At 57.0% G+C, this 15,190-nt stretch carries 11 protein-coding genes; all 11 read right to left on the bottom strand.

Going from position 1 to position 15,190, the window contains the following annotated elements:
• Positions 1 to 26 precede the first annotated feature (26 nt).
• From J8G15_RS18885 to J8G15_RS18830, 11 genes are read right to left on the bottom strand one after another with little or no spacing between them, the layout of a single operon-like run.
• Positions 27 to 962, bottom strand: a complete 936-nt coding sequence (locus J8G15_RS18885) for a polysaccharide deacetylase family protein (RefSeq protein ID WP_210544198.1) — start codon at positions 960 to 962, stop codon at positions 27 to 29.
• Positions 963 to 965: 3 nt separating this feature from the next.
• Entirely contained in the window at positions 966 to 2,240 is a 1,275-nt protein-coding gene (locus J8G15_RS18880) for a putative O-glycosylation ligase, exosortase A system-associated (RefSeq protein ID WP_240538589.1), read from the bottom strand.
• Positions 2,241 to 2,262: 22 nt separating this feature from the next.
• Positions 2,263 to 3,606: a phenylacetate--CoA ligase family protein gene (locus J8G15_RS18875; RefSeq protein ID WP_240538371.1), complete on the bottom strand. Its 1,344-nt coding sequence runs from the start codon at positions 3,604 to 3,606 to the stop codon at positions 2,263 to 2,265.
• A gap of 15 nt (positions 3,607 to 3,621) precedes the next feature.
• Complete coding sequence (locus J8G15_RS22175) at positions 3,622 to 5,970, bottom strand: TIGR04063 family PEP-CTERM/XrtA system glycosyltransferase (protein WP_370627443.1); 2,349 nt, start codon at positions 5,968 to 5,970, stop codon at positions 3,622 to 3,624.
• Positions 5,967 to 7,883, bottom strand: coding sequence for an XrtA/PEP-CTERM system amidotransferase (locus J8G15_RS18860; RefSeq protein ID WP_210544195.1), 1,917 nt, complete (start codon positions 7,881 to 7,883; stop codon positions 5,967 to 5,969). Before J8G15_RS18860 ends, J8G15_RS22175 begins: the two co-directional genes overlap by 4 nt.
• A gap of 8 nt (positions 7,884 to 7,891) precedes the next feature.
• Positions 7,892 to 9,058 carry a TIGR03088 family PEP-CTERM/XrtA system glycosyltransferase gene (locus J8G15_RS18855; RefSeq protein ID WP_210544193.1) on the bottom strand — a complete coding sequence of 389 codons (1,167 nt, stop codon included), beginning with the start codon at positions 9,056 to 9,058 and terminating at the stop codon, positions 7,892 to 7,894.
• A gap of 36 nt (positions 9,059 to 9,094) precedes the next feature.
• On the bottom strand, positions 9,095 to 10,375 hold the full coding sequence (locus J8G15_RS18850) for a nucleotide sugar dehydrogenase (RefSeq protein ID WP_210544191.1): 1,281 nt from the start codon (positions 10,373 to 10,375) through the stop codon (positions 9,095 to 9,097).
• Positions 10,376 to 10,435: 60 nt separating this feature from the next.
• Positions 10,436 to 12,028 carry an exosortase A gene (gene xrtA / locus J8G15_RS18845; RefSeq protein ID WP_210544190.1) on the bottom strand — a complete coding sequence of 531 codons (1,593 nt, stop codon included), beginning with the start codon at positions 12,026 to 12,028 and terminating at the stop codon, positions 10,436 to 10,438.
• On the bottom strand, positions 12,025 to 13,266 hold the full coding sequence (locus J8G15_RS18840) for a TIGR03087 family PEP-CTERM/XrtA system glycosyltransferase (protein WP_210544188.1): 1,242 nt from the start codon (positions 13,264 to 13,266) through the stop codon (positions 12,025 to 12,027). Before J8G15_RS18840 ends, xrtA begins: the two co-directional genes overlap by 4 nt.
• An 8-nt stretch (positions 13,267 to 13,274) precedes the next feature.
• Entirely contained in the window at positions 13,275 to 14,312 is a 1,038-nt protein-coding gene (locus tag J8G15_RS18835) for a FemAB family XrtA/PEP-CTERM system-associated protein (RefSeq protein WP_210544186.1), read from the bottom strand.
• 7 nt (positions 14,313 to 14,319) lie between these two features.
• Positions 14,320 to 15,189, bottom strand: coding sequence for an XrtA system polysaccharide deacetylase (locus tag J8G15_RS18830; protein WP_210544185.1), 870 nt, complete (start codon positions 15,187 to 15,189; stop codon positions 14,320 to 14,322).
• Position 15,190: the final 1 nt, after the last annotated feature.

Below are 15,190 nucleotides of genomic sequence, written 5' to 3'. Positions count from 1 at the left end.
TAATACGGGGGCTAGAAGCTTATTTCCTATAAATTTCTTAGCAACCTCAATCCAAACTTCAACCGGGTTTTATCCCAAGGAGTGAATCGCTTTATTTGGAACGTGTCATCACCCATGCATGAAGCGCCCCATTGGGTGCTTACGGCGGCATCGAAGCCCATGCGACGCACTACTTCGACACTTTGTGGTGAGTAGTCTTCGTCCGGCTTGCCATTGGGGTAGGCAAAGACGGCAATACGCTCGCCAAGCAATTCCTCCAGAAAGCGCTTGCTGTTGCCAATTTCTTGCCTGGCCTGATCATCGGTGAGCCTGACCAAAATGGGATGCGATACGGTGTGTGCGCCGATTTGCATACCGGCTTGGCGCATGGCTTTGACCTCCTTGGAGGTCATCATCAGGTTTTGGGGCGGCTGCACTTTGGCGATGCGGGCGATCTGTTCAGTGAGCTTGAGGCGTTCCGCAACGGGGCGGTATTTGATTTGGCCAATAAGCGACGCGATGGCAGCCCGCTGCGCGGCCACCGTTCCCAGAACATGAGTACCTAAACCCATAGCTGACAAGTCAAGCACAGCCCCTTGGCAGGCACGGACCGTCTCAATGATGGTGTCGTTCCACATGCGGCCGCCGTCCAGAAAGCCGGTGGCGATGAAAAAGGTGGCTGTTAAGCCATGGCGCTGCAGGATGGGCATGGCCACATGGAGGTTGTCGGCATAACCATCGTCAAATGTGATGCAGGCGGCGCGGGCTGGCAAGGTGCCCGCCTGCAAGCGGACCACAGCTTGGTCAAGCGGCAGCACGTTGAACCAGGCGGCCACCCAGCCGCAGAGTTCATCAAAGCGGCGGGCGTGTATTTCCTGGGGGAATAAGGCGTCTGGCTCGGGCAGTACGCGGTGAAAGATGAGCACGGACAGACGGGCTTTGGGGCCGGCTGGGGAGGCCCAGCCAAGAAGCTGTTTGAACATCAATCAACCCTCTTTGGTGCGCGCGGCAAGGCCAGGAATTGTCTTCCAGCCAAGGGGATAGATTGGCTCGGTGAGCCAGCTTTTCTTTTCAACCCACACGCGCGTCAAGACCACCATGACCAAGATGTTGTATGGCAAGTCAAAGTAAGAAAGGCTTAAAAAAGCCCCCCCCACCGCGAAACCGGCTATGGAAACCTGGCAAAAGGTTCCAAGGTCGCGGCACCACTGCGCTTCTGGGGTCAGTGGCTCGCAACGGCGCAACCAACCTGCAGACCGCCAAGTGGCGATGAAGGTGCCCAAAAATAGAAACAAACCACCAAACCCGTGGTTACCCAATACTTGGAAATAAATGCTGTGCGCTGCAAGCGGATTGGCACCGTATGGGGAGTACAAAGCAAACAACTCGGGGCGTGCTCCGTCAAACCCAACCCCAAATGGATAGTGAAAAGCGCTATTCCAAGCACTCCACCAAGCGCTAATTCTTCCCATTGCAGAGGCGTCTTCCTGATAGGTCCCAATGGTAGACATCCTGGCAGTCCAACTTTCAGGCATGAACATAATGAGTGGCACTGCAACCGACAACAACACTATGCCAACCGTAATCTTGTTCTTACCGTGCCACCAAAAGTACAGCGTCATGGCAGAAATTGCCAAAAGCGCCCCGCGAGACTGTGACCCCAAGGCCGCTGCCGCACACAACGCCATAGCCATGGTCATTCCATGACGTGCCCATCTATTTTGAAGCTGAAGTTGCATAAACCTGAGCAAGGGTATCGCAATCACCAAGGCAAGAGCAAATTCATTGTTGTCTCCAATGAACGAGCCAGGTGGACCCCAAACACGGAAATTACCGCCTGAGGTGAGGGTAAAAATACCCCCCTTTACTCCCAGTAAGGCGAGTGAACCTGCACAAACCCACATCAACGCAAAGATGTGCTGCTTGCTATGCAACAACATCAAGGAAAGGATGATGAAAAAGTCGATCTTCATCACCTTCTTCCACTGCTCGTAGTCGCCAGACGGATCAATGCCAGCCAGCCATGAAATCGTCATCCAGACCATGAACACCACAAGCCAGGTAACGGGGCTGGCTTTGAAAGGTGACTCCCGGTCTTTGGTCATCAGCAGACCGAGCAACACGCTGGCTGCGGCCATGGCCGCGAGCGGTGCGCTGTAAGCGATACCCCATGTGTAGCGATGCGGGTTCATGATGCTCAACCATGTCCACAGCATGATGCCAATCCACGGGCGACGCAAAGCGGCGAGGCATCCGGCCATTACTATGGCAATCACAATAATGTCACGCATGGCTGATGATGTACCTGAATTTTCCGGATGCTTCGGCGGGAATGTTGTCGACTAGGTCGACGACCACCTGCACCTCGGCGCCCAGGCGTTGCTTGAAACCGGAGATGATTTTGGCAATTGCGTCTGGCGGAAACGCATCATCAATGACCAGCTGCACACGGGTAAGCGTGCGGGATTCCTGAACGACTTTAAAGAACCTTACACCTGGCAAGTCACGCAAGATGTAGATCAGCGACAGGCCATGCATGACCGTGCCGTTTGCGGCCACCACAAAGTCGGTGCTGCGGCCCTGAATGTCTTGCAGCAGCGGCAAACCCCGCCCACAGCTGCACGGTGTGGCGCCCAGCACGCCGATGTCACCGGTACGGTAACGGATGAAGGGAAAGTCGTTGGTTGACAGGTGGGTCACCACGATTTCGCCGGCCACACCTTCAGGTTGAACTTGCCCCGCTTCGTTGACGATTTCAACCACGATGTCATCTGCGGTGAGGTGCATATTGCCGGCTGGGCAGTCATGGGCAATAAAGCCAGCGTCACGCCCACCATAGCCGTTGGCGACCTTGCAGCCAAACGCCTGTGAGATGGTGCTGCGCTGCTCGTCATACAGTCGCTCTGAGGTCACGAAAGCCACTTTGATGCCCAAATCAGTCATGTCCACGCCGCGTTTTTGAGCATGTTTGGCAATGTGCGTCAAGGCAGATGGGTAGCCAAACAACATGCGGGGCTTGACCCCGCGAATGGTGGCAACGAATTGATCCAACTTGGCCTCAGACATTTCAAACGCGGGCAGCAACTGAGTGCGCAAGAGTTTGTCGCGCACCGCCTTGATGCGGTCTTGCTTGCCAAGCTCAATGGGCGAGCCCCAAACCACAATTTCGGGGTCGCCAATGTCAACGCCCCACCAGCGAGTGGCGCGCCACTTGGCGGCTACGTCGTGGCTGACGCGCTTGTTGCCGATGTAAAAAATAAGCGGCTCGCCAGATGAACCGCCGGTATTGAAACGCGCCAGACCCTGCGCATGAATGTGTTTGAGCTCGTCGGTGTTGGTGCGAATGATGGTTTTGGTGAGAAACGGCAGGTGTTGCAGGTCAGCCGTGCTTTGCACACTGGTGGGGTCAAACGCCAACTGCGCAAACAGGTCACGGTAATACGGGACGTTAACGGCTACATCCTGCAATAGATCTCGCAGGCGCTGCAGTTGAAAGGCCGCGATGCGCTGCGCCGGCCACCACTGCACGTCTTCCATTTGGCGGCGCACGGCAACCGAGTCATGGTGCTTGAGTTGCTCATGCAGCGGAAACAATAGCCTGGAAACAAAAGACGTATAGAAACCCACATCAACTCCGATTGGTCAGCGTGCTGGCTGCGCCATTGCGCGTCGATAAACATCGCACAACACGGGCTGCACGCGATTCCAAGTGTAGCGTTGTGCCTCCTGCAGGCCGGCTTGTGCACGCTGTTGCCATAGTGCAGCGTCTGATAACAAAGTGATGCACGCACCGGCCATGGCGGAGGGGTCAGCGGGAGGTACCAGATCGGCAGTGACGCCATGCTGCGCCAGATATGGAATACCCCCGACGTTGGTGCTGACCACGGGTACGCCGCTGGCCCAAGCCTCCAGCACTGAGTTGGGCATGTTGTCGGCCAAACTAGGGTTGATCATGATGTCTGCACTGCGATAGAGGGAGGCCATGGCGTCGCGCTCCAGGCGGCCCGCGAATTGCACGGCACTTGTCAGCCCCATTTCTTGCACCGATTGGCGCAGGCGTTGCTCTTCTGGGCCGCTGCCGGCGATGGTCAGGCGGGCTTCTGGAAACTTGGCCTGCACAAGCTGAAACGCGCGGATGGCCGTCATGTTGTCGTATAGCGGTTCAAGATTGCGGGCCACAAACAGGTGCGGCGAGCCTGTGCGAACTGGATCACGCGCATGAAACCGGCTAAGGTCAATGATGTTGGGAACAATGCCGGCTTGCATGCCAAACTGGGCAAACACGGTCTGTAAAAATCCTGATGGCACAACCAAGGCCCGTGTTTGACCCATGGTGAAGCGCACGAGATCGCCTGCGCGCCGCAGAAATTCAGCGGCCTCACCTCCCCGGTAATTGACGACCACCGGCACGCCACGGCTGCGTGCCACCCATACGGCTGGTGCAGCAAACAAATGCCAAGACCAGCCGGAGTTGGCCATGATGTGAAAAATGTCGACTTGGCCTGCCGTGCGCCAAAGGTTGGCCAGATAGGGCAATAGCCGAAACACGGAGCGCAACACGGGTACGCGGCCCACCCAGTTGGGGCGGTAAGGCGCATTGACCTGAACGGTGGTTACTTTGGCACCTGCGGCGACTAACAACTCAGCCAACTGGCGCGTCTGGTTAGCCATGCCACCTGAGGGCGGCGGCAACGGCCCAATGAGGCCAACATGCAGCCCGGGCAACTCTTTAGCGATCATGGTGGCGTGTTGGCGTGTTGGCGTGTTGGCAGTCTGATTTTTTCCCAAAGTGAGTCTTTCATAAGGCTCGACATAGTTGGCAACGCTGTTTTTCCAGTTGCGTACGTTTTCCACAAACTCACGGCCATTGGTTTTGAGCACGGGCCACAGAGCCGGGTTGCTGAGCAGGTCTAACAGAGCCTGTGAGAGGGCCTCTGCACTGCCAGCCTTGAACAGCACACCTGTTTTATTGTGCTCAATGAGTTCTTTGTGCCCCCCCACATCGGAGGCGACAAAGAGTTGGCCCTGGGCCATGGCCTCAAGCGGCTTGAGCGGGGTGACCAACTCTGTCAGGCGCATGGGGTGGCGCGGGTAGGCCAACACGTTAATGAGGTCGTAGTAGCGATTGACGTCTTGGTGCGGCACACGGCCGGCAAACACCACTTTGTCGGCCACACCCAGCTGCTGCGCCTGCTGGCGCAAGTTGGCTTCTTGCACCCCGCCGCCTACGAGCAATACTTTGACATCAGGGCGGGCTTTGAGCAGCGCAGGCAGGGCGTCCAGCAACAAATCGAGCCCCTCATAGGCGTAGAAGGATCCGATAAAACCAATAACGGTACAACCACCCAAGTTGAGCTGCGCTTGCAGCGCAGGGTCTGGCGGGCTGGCCAGGTTGAACGCATCAACGTTGACTGCGTTGGGGATGACCGTAACTTTGGCACTGGGTACGCCACGGGCCACGATGTCGGCACGCAGGCCTTCGCAAATGGTGAACACGTGGTCGGCGCGCCGGATGGCGCGAGTTTCCAGACTGCGGGTGGCGCGGTAGCGCAGACTGCCTTGATCGGTGGAGCCATGGTCGACCGCAGCATCTTCCCAAAAGGCGCGTATTTCATAGACCACCGGTATGCCCAGCTTGCGCCCCACCTTGAGGGCCGGCAGTGCATTGAGCACGGGCGAGTGGGCGTGAATGATGTGGGGTTTGACCTGGCGGGCGACTTCTTCAAGCCGATGGCCCAAGGCTTTCATCAAGGCGACTTCACGACCCACCGGCACATTGGCCAGCAACCCGGTGCCGCTTGGGGTGCGGTAAAAATGCAGTCCATCCACATCTTCTTCGGCCGCTTTGATCTGCCCCTGTTTGGGGGAGGTGACGTGAAAGGTTTGCCAGCCCAAAGCGCGTTGCTCACGCAACAAAGCAGCCGTGCGAAAGGTATAGCCGCTGTGCAGCGGAATGGAGTGATCAAGAACGTGGAGGACGCGCAATGTCATGGGGCGGTTGCCGAAGAAGGTGCGTCAACCACTTGGCGCAAAAAAGCTTCAAACATCAGCAGTGTCCAGAGTGGCGCGCTGTAATCGTAGGCACCAGACTGATGGCTTTCCACCAAGTGTTGCAGATAGGTTTTATTGAACCAACCGGTGCTGGCTAGTCGCTCGCCCAACACGGCATCGCGCACACGCTGCTTTAACGGACCCCGAAACCAGCGAGCCAACGGCACCGAAAAGCCCATTTTTGGCCGATACAACACATCGTTGGGCAGGTAGGGCTCCATTGATTTTTTGAAAATGTACTTGCCTTCTTGCCCGTTGATTTTGTGGCGCGATGGCAGCGTGGCAAGCCAGTCGACCAACTCATGGTCCATGAGCGGGTCACGCACCTCCAGCGAATGGGCCATGCTGGCGCGGTCTACCTTGGTGTTGATGTCGCCGACCAGGTAGGTTTTCAGGTCAAGGTACTGAATTAGCGCCAGGGGGTCATCGGTGCCGGCCTTGCCGGCATGGTGGTCAAAGACCTGTTGCGCGTTGTAGCCCGCCAGTTCGGTTTTGAAGCTTGGGCTGAACAGCGCGTCACGCATGGGGCCGCGCAGTATGGACACGGTGTGAAAGTAAGCCTCTACCGAGTTGCGGGCCAGCCCCTCGAAGGTGGTTTTGGCGCGAAACATGCGCGGGGCCCAATCTGCCTTGGGGTAGAGCCGGCCGAGCGCACCGAACAAGGGGCGGCGCACTCCCATGGGCAAAGCGCTGCGCATGCGCTCTTCCATCAGGTGCATACGGTAGCGGCGGTAGCCCCCAAAAGATTCATCACCCCCATCACCCGAGAGTGCGACAGTGACGTGCTTGCGAGCCAACTGGCAAACACGATAGGTAGGGATGGCAGAACTGTCTGCGTAGGGTTCGTCATAAAGACGGGCCAAGGTGTCGATGAGGTCAAAGTCGTCGCTTTTGACAACTTCCAACCTGTGATTTGTTTGGTATCGGTCAGCCACTGTTTGGGCAAAGGCAGACTCATTGAAGGCCGGGTCGTCAAAACCAATGGAACAGGTATTGACCGGCTCGGAGGACAAGCCGGCCATGACGGCCACGACGGCGCTGCTGTCCACCCCGCCTGAGAGAAAGGCACCGAGCGGGACTTCGGCGATCATGCGCAGGCGCACGGACTCTTTCAGGCGCAGCACGAGTTCGGCTTGGGCGTCGGCTTCAGAAATGGGGTTATCCAAGCTGAACTTGACGTCCCAATAGGCCACCGGCTCAGGGATGGGTTGCCCGCGCTGAATGGTTACGCTGTGGGCGGGGGAGAGTTTTTTGGCTTGCTTGAAGATGGTACGTGGCTCGGCCACATAGCCCAGTGCAAAGTACTCTTCCACAGCCAGGGGATCGATGTCGCGGCGAAGCTCGCCATGCGCCAGGATGGACTTTAGTTCTGAGCCAAACAGCAAGGTGCCGTCGTCCAGCAGGGCGTAGTACATGGGCTTGACGCCCAGACGGTCGCGCGCCATGAAGAAGGTTTGCTGATTGCGGTCCCACAGCGCAAAAGCAAACATGCCACGAAAGCGCTTGACGCAGTCAGGCCCCCAAGACTCCCAGGCGTGCACGATGACCTCGGTGTCGCTCTTGGTGTGAAACACGTGGCCCAGTGCCTGCAGCTCGGGGATGAGTTGCTGGTAGTTGTAGATTTCGCCATTGAAGACCACCACCACAGAGCCGTCTTCGTTAAAGAGTGGCTGCTGGCCGGTGGCGATGTCAATAATGGAGAGGCGTCGGTGACCCAAGCCGACGCCCGGCTCGATGTGCAAACTGCCTTCATCGGGGCCGCGGTGAAGTTGTGAGTCGTTCATGCGCTGGAGCACGGCACGGGTGATCTCGCTGCTACCGCGGGTGTCAAATATTCCAGTAATGCCGCACATCTATTTAGTTACCTGATGGGTGAAAGGTTTTTTCGCGCCAATTGTTGATCGTACACAGCCTGATAGGCCGACACCATTGACTGCAAACTGAATTGGGCCAGCACACGCTCACGGCCTGCTTGGCCCATGGCTTTTGCTCGCCATGGATTGTCTGCCAATGTCATCAGCTGCTGCGCCATGGCCTGCGGATCGGATGGTGGTGTGATGAAGCCTGTTTGGCCGTGAATGACCAAATCGGCATTGCCCCCGACGGCTGTGGCAACCACGGGCAAGGCGCTGGCCATGGCTTCCAGAATAGTGTTGGAGATGCCCTCGGCCAATGAGGGCAACGTAAATGCGTGCAAGCCACGCATGATGTCGGCCACGTCGCTGCGCTCTCCCGGCAACCAGGCCAAGTCACCAACGCCCGCTTGATCCAGCATGGCTTGTGCCTGAGCACGTAAGGGCCCCTCCCCCACCATGACCAACCTCAGTCGGGCTTTGAGATGCGGCGCCATCGCCAGCGTTTGCAGAAAAGCCTGCGCCAGCATGAGCTGGTCTTTGATGGGCTGCATGCGACCGACGGTACCCACCAACCAGTGTTGAGCCGGACTGAACGGACAACCGGCAATGGACTGGGGACCGTCTGCGGCTGGAGAGAACCGCATGGTGTCGACCCCGTTGTAGACCTGTGCAATCTTCTTTTGCGGGACGCCCGTTTTCTGGACTAAATAGTCATTCAAATCACGCGACAAAGCCACGTAGTGATGGACAAAGGGCTTGTAAAGGCGGCGCACGCGTTGATAGGTGACTTTGCTGCCGTCAATGTCGCTGACATCGCGGCCATGCTCGCCGTGAATGCGCACCGGCACACCGGCGGCCCACGCGGGGACTTGCGCCTCAAGCGCGGCAAGATTGCGGCTGTGAACAATGGCCGGGCGCAACTGGCGAAACAGTTTGAACAGTTTCGGGTACTGCCACACACCGTGCCCAGGGGGCTTGTGCAGCGAGATGAATTCGACATCGCGGCGCTGAATGCGCTCACGAAAATCTGTCACCTCAGTTAGCGCCAACACCGCATGGCGATAGGCTGTAGAGGGCATATGATTGATGAGGTTGACGATACCGTTCTCAAGGCCACCCGTGTCAAAGCGGTACACGACATGGAGCACAAGGGGACGCGGGTCAGCTTGCATGGGCTGAGCCTTGAGGTTGGACAACGTGCACTTACCTTACAGGCGCCAGAGTTTGTAACCAGCACCTTCGATGGCCTGGCGGTCAAAGGCGGCCTTGACATCGATGAAGGCCCCTCCTTTGACGAGCTTTTTGGCGAAGTCGTCCATGCTCAGCGACGCAAACTCCTTGTGGGCGACGGCGGCCACAATGGCATCGGCCCGAGGCAGATCAGCCCAAGGCAACAGCGGCACGCCATACTCGTGAATGGCTTGTTCCGACTCGGCTTGGGGATCAGTGACGAAGACCTCCACGCCGTAGGTTTTGAGCTCATTGATGATGTCGATGACCTTGGAGTTGCGCAGGTCGCCACAATTTTCCTTGAAGGTGAGTCCCAGAACATTAACCTTGGCGCCCTTGACATAACTGCCACCTGCAATCATGTGCTTGATGGTTTGCTCTGCGATGAACTTGCCCATGCCGTCATTGATGCGACGACCCGCCAAAATGACTTGAGGCGTATAGCCCAGCATCTCGGCCTTATGGGTTAGGTAATAGGGGTCTACGCCGATGCAATGCCCCCCCACCAGACCTGGCGTGAACTTGAGGAAGTTCCATTTGGTGCCCGCGGCTTCAAGCACTTCGGAGGTGTCAATGCCAAGCTTGTCAAAGATGATGGCCAGCTCGTTCATGAGCGAAATGTTCAGGTCGCGTTGGGTGTTTTCAATGACCTTGGCGGCCTCAGCGGTTTTGATGCTGGACGCACGGTGTACACCGGGCAGGATGATGGTTTCGTACAGCTTGGCGACCTTGTCCAGCGTTTCGGGCGTGTCGCCTGCGACTATTTTGAGAATTTTGGTGAGGGTGTGCTCTTTGTCACCGGGGTTGATGCGTTCAGGGGAGTAGCCCACAAAAAAGTCCTGCTTCCACTTCAGGCCCGATTCCCGCTCCAGCACGGGAATACACACTTCTTCCGTCGCCCCAGGGTAAACCGTGGACTCATAGACCACGATGGCGCCTTTTTTCATGTGGCGCCCCACACTGGTACTCGAGCCAATGAGGGGCCGGAAGTCTGGGATATGCGCGCTGTCTACGGGAGTTGGCACGGCGACCACGATGATGTCTGCTTCTGCCAGCAGGGTGGGGTCGGCCGTGTACACAGCATGAGGCGACGCACTCATCTCTTCGTCAGATAACTCACGCGAAGGGTCAACCCCTTTGAGGCAGGACTCGACTTTGGAGACGGCGATGTCAAAGCCGATGGTGCGCAGGTGCTTGCCAAACTCAATCACCAGCGGCAGACCCACATAACCCAAACCAATCACAGCAACCACGGTCATCGCTCACTCCCTTTATTTTTCAAAAAATTACCCAGCTTCGCATTCGCGAAAAGCTTTTTTTTACCTGGCACTGCGCACCTTCAACAACAGGTCATTGATGGCGGCATAATTCTCGGTCAAGAACGACTCGAGTGTGGCCTCGGCCGCGCCGCCTGGCGCTTCTGGCGTGTAAACAACAATGACCGCAGAATCGTCACCGCGACCCATCAACTGATAGAAGGCACTATAAGCTTTGGCAATGTAGTCGTTGGAGGTCAATGTGCCATTGATCCAATAGACCTGCCAGACAGCAAGACGATCAGCGTTGGCACCCCCTGACAATGCGGCACCGCGCAACACTGCGGTGCGCAGTGCGACTGACTTTTCGCCCATGACGACCATTTTTTGCCCCGTGGCCACTTGCGCCCGGTGGGTGTCGTTGCTTTTTACCAGCACATTGCTGGAACTGACCAATTTTCGGTCGTCGCCCTGGTGACGGTAGTAGCCCAGATACATTCCGACGGCGGCGCGCTGATTGGAGTAAGTGTTGTTGATTGCGGCTGAGGGGTTCTTGAAGGACGGCTCAAAGGCCTTGGTGGCCGACGCGCTGACTTGCCAGCCTTGCGACAACGTTGAGGGCGAGGCGAGCGACACGGGTGCCGTGCTCTGCCCTTGATTGATTGCCCACAGCGCAACATGGGGCACAGCGACTATGGCTGCGAAGCAGGCCGAGGCGAACCAAAGCCGTGCGGTCCCTTTGTCACCCTGTTGGGTCATGGCGCGAGACATGGTCGGATCGACAACCCTCTCTGGCTCGGACCAGCGAGAACCAACCAGGAACATCAACATGATGACGACGCCGAAAAAAACCCAGCCGTAAATCAAATGGTCAACGCCCGTGGCGAGCGTATTTCCGGACAAATGCCCGAGCATGACGATCATGTAGGCACGTAGCCAGTTGGCGACAATTGGAACCAAAATTGACACCAGGATGAACAGAAGGCGGCGCTTGGTGGACTGGTAGTTCAAGTAGGCAAACAGCGTACCCACGGTGATGGAGGCAATGAGGTAGCGTACGCCGCTGCAAGCCTCAACAACGGACCAGCTTCCGGATGGGATAACAAACTCCAGACCCTCGCGATAAACCGGGACGCCACTCAGGCGCACGGCAAAGACCGTGAAATCGGCCGTCCATTCCATGAGTTGAGGCATGACAAATTCCCCAATGGGAACTGCGAAAAACAGGAACCCCAACGGGAAGAGAATTTGGCGTGAAACCGACAGGCCAAAGATGGCCGGCACACTGAGCACCACCAGCGCCACCAGGCCCAGTTGCGTGACGGCATTGACGGACACCAGTTCGCCTAGCATCCATAAAAAGGCGACGGCCGCCACCGGCAGCAGGACCCAGAACGCCGATTGAGGCGAGTGGGCCGCAATGGCTTGGCGCTGCCTCCAAATCAGCCACATAGCGATTGGTGGCACCAGAAAACCATGGGTGAAGGTTTCAGACCGCTCCCAAATGGTCACCATGGAAATGCCGGTGTCGCGGTAGAGAAAAAATACCCATGCGAGCAACAGCCCCATGACCAACATGGCTGGTCGCCATGACGGGGTGGAGCTGGCATGAACCGGGATACCTGGATTACCTGGATTGTGTAAAAGTGAGGTCATATTTCTTTCTGCTCAGGTAATTTGCCACCCAAATACCGATCAATGCCGGCCAAGTGAGCGTCCCAACTGTAGTTGGCAAGCACCCTCTTGCGGCCGGCCTGCCCCACTGCCAACGCGCGAGCGGGCGACTTCAACAACGCCTCAATCTCGGAAACGAATTGAGCGACATCGGCTGCGGCAACAAGGTCTTCGCCGCCCCGCCCATCAATGGCCTCAACACACGACTGGGAGGCCACGACGGGCCGCCCCATGGCCATGGCTTCCAGAATTTTGTTTTGAATACCCCGAGCAACGCGCAAGGGCGCAACGACGACGGCAGCATGCTGCAAATAGGGCCGAACATCAGGAACAGTGCCGGTGACGACCACTGATTCGGAGGCTAAAGCCAAAACAGACACCGATGGACTGCGCCCCACAATATAAAAGCGTAGCTTGGGGCGAGCCTTTAGCAAAGTAGGAAAGATGTCATTCGCGAACCACGAGACTGCGTCGATATTGGGCCAGTAATCCATGGCACCGGTGAACACGAGAGGAATTTCTCCGGATTGCGCTCCCTCACCTTCAAAAGGAGAGGCTCTTGCCGGATCGGGAGAAAAATAATCGCCATCAACGCCGTTGCTCAAGGAATCGACCTTGTCCGCACATTCAGGGGCTTGAGCTAGAAACAGGGCCACTTCATTTTCAGTGACGAAAAATGAATGCATTGCACGCGCCGCAACCGCACGCTCATAGGCCAAGAGTTGGCGTCCTTCCCGCCGGTACAGCCACGATAGGGGCCACTGATGGTTGTCGGCGTACTGGGTCCATTTGGCCGAATCCACATCGACAAAATCAACCAACATGGGAATCGATTTGTTGCCGGGCGAAGAGGTGAAGTACTGAGCCATTACGGATGAAAACACAACCACGGCATCGATCTTGTTCTGAGCTAGCGTTTGCTTGACCCAAGCTTGGAGGTCTGCGTTGTGGTAATAGCTTAGCCCCAGCGCCTCATTGGTGATCAGGCCAGTCAGGCTGCGCAATTTGGCTGCACGTGGGTGAATTCGAGCGACGTGCAGGTCGAGGCACATCGCCCGCACGGTTTCAATATGGGGAACGTCGTCTGGGTCGTCTACAAAAGTGCCCAAAAAAACGCGATGACGAGAGGTCAAATGCTTGAGCAAGTTGAAGGAGCGCACCTTGTCGCCTTTGTTGGGCGGATAGGGCAGTCGATGGACCAGAAAAAGAAGGTTGCTCATGACCCAGGTCAACCCAGGTTACGCACAACGAACGGGCCTAACCAATTGGCAAGACTTATCGGCATGCGTCGCCAAGTGTTGATCATCAACTTGTACTTTGCGTTGTTGGGATTGTTCTGAGGAATGGCATCGCGCTTGTACAAGCAGTACTCGTAATGCAAGGGCGTGGGCTCGAACCCCCAGTTTTTCTTGAAGGCGTAAGGGCCCGTTCCCTGTTTGCTGCGGCCGTAGTCAAACACTTTGATGCCGCGTGCGCAGGCCCGGCGCATGAGCTCCCAGTACTTGAAGTCGTTTGCTGCAAAGTCGCGTGCGGATTCATCGTCGCCCGCGTAGTAGGGCAGAACCTCGTCCCTGAAATAAAAGCTGAGGACGCTGCTTAACGGGCGACCGTCGGGCGCCACGACGGTGAGCACCTCACAGTCCGCGCCGAACTCGGCCTGCAAGGCCTTGAAGTATTTTTTTGGCATGGCTGGCGTGCCATGACGGTGAACATTGTCGGAAAAAAGGGCAAAGAATCGATCGACCGTGTGATCAATCTCACTGACCAGGCCGTTTTTGATGCCTTTTCGAACCATGGCACGCTGCTTGCGCGGGATCGCCAGCATGTTGGATTCTTCTTCTGGCAAGATTTCCTTGCGGAATGTGACATACAGATCTTGGGTAGGCCATTCAGGGTGACGCGGGTTGACGTTACGCAACTCAAGGTGGGCGACCCCCAGGCGTTTGGCAAGTTCCTGCGCCTCCAGCTCCAACGCGTCTGCCACATGCGGGCTGACTGCGGCTACACCGCCATAGACAGCAAATGGCAAGCTCGTGAGCGAGTTGCCAAACAACCAACTATTGACGTGCCCCAGAGGCAACACTCCCAATATTTGACCGCTCTCCTCTGCATACAAAAAATAGGTGTCGTGACGATAGATGTCGCGCACGATTCTTTGCCACCCAGAACGATGAAAGAACGTGGCCTGCGGGCAAGCGAAGACGAAAGCGTCCCATTGCGCGGCAGTGGCTGTATCTTGAGGCTGGAGATACTTGACGCTCACCATGGACAACTCAGGTAACCGCCACCGCACCCGACTTGGTGAAGCGCTCCAGAAAAATATGATCCATGCGGCCCCACTTGAAGTCGCACAGGAGCTGATTCAAGCGGCCTTCCATGCGGTCAATGTTTACGTAGTGTCGAAACCGGGTCTTGTGGCTGATACCGGCAACGCGAGGTTGCTCGGTGTCGATTTCCCATGGATGACAGTAAAAAATGCCCGGCTCGCGATCGCCACCGTTGACACGACCCAGCATCCAGCGCGACAGCGCGTAGGGCAGCAGCCTGAAATAGCCGCCACCGCTGGAGGGAAAGTTGCGGCCAAAGGCCCGTAGCGTCGTGATTGGGATCTCCAATAGGCCTGGACGCACCTCGTAGGCAAACCGGGGCGAGTCTGGCATGCCGTAATGGTCGTGCCGGATGGGATAGATACTGGAGCTGTAGCTGTACCCGGCGCGGACCAGGCAGTCAAACGCCCAGAGGTTGTCAGCGCCAATGGAGAAGCTGGGCGCCCGGTAGCCGAGCACGGGGGTGCCAGACAAATCTTCAAGGATTAGCTTGGCCAGATTGATGTCTGAAAAAAAATTGGCTTCGGTTTGGTCGCTCGCACGCTCGTGGCCATAGCCGTGGCTGGCGAGCTCGTGCCCCTGCTGGACAATTTGGCGCACCATTTCCGGATAGCGCTCGGCGATCCAGCCCAACGTGAAAAATGTCGCCTTGGTATTGTGATCTGCCAGCATGGCCAAAATACAGTCGATGTTTCGTTCCACACGGCATTCCTGCATGTTCCAGTCGCGCCGTTTGATATGAGGCGCGAACGCGGAGACCTGAAAGTAATCTTCCACATCAATGGTCAGTGCATTGGTAATTGAGGATGCTGCCATG

It is taken from the genome of Rhodoferax sp. PAMC 29310 (genome assembly GCF_017948265.1).
Taxonomy (GTDB): Bacteria; Pseudomonadota; Gammaproteobacteria; order Burkholderiales; family Burkholderiaceae_C; genus Rhodoferax.
Note: the sequence above shows the minus strand (reverse complement) of the source record. Positions and strands in the feature narration are given on the sequence as shown.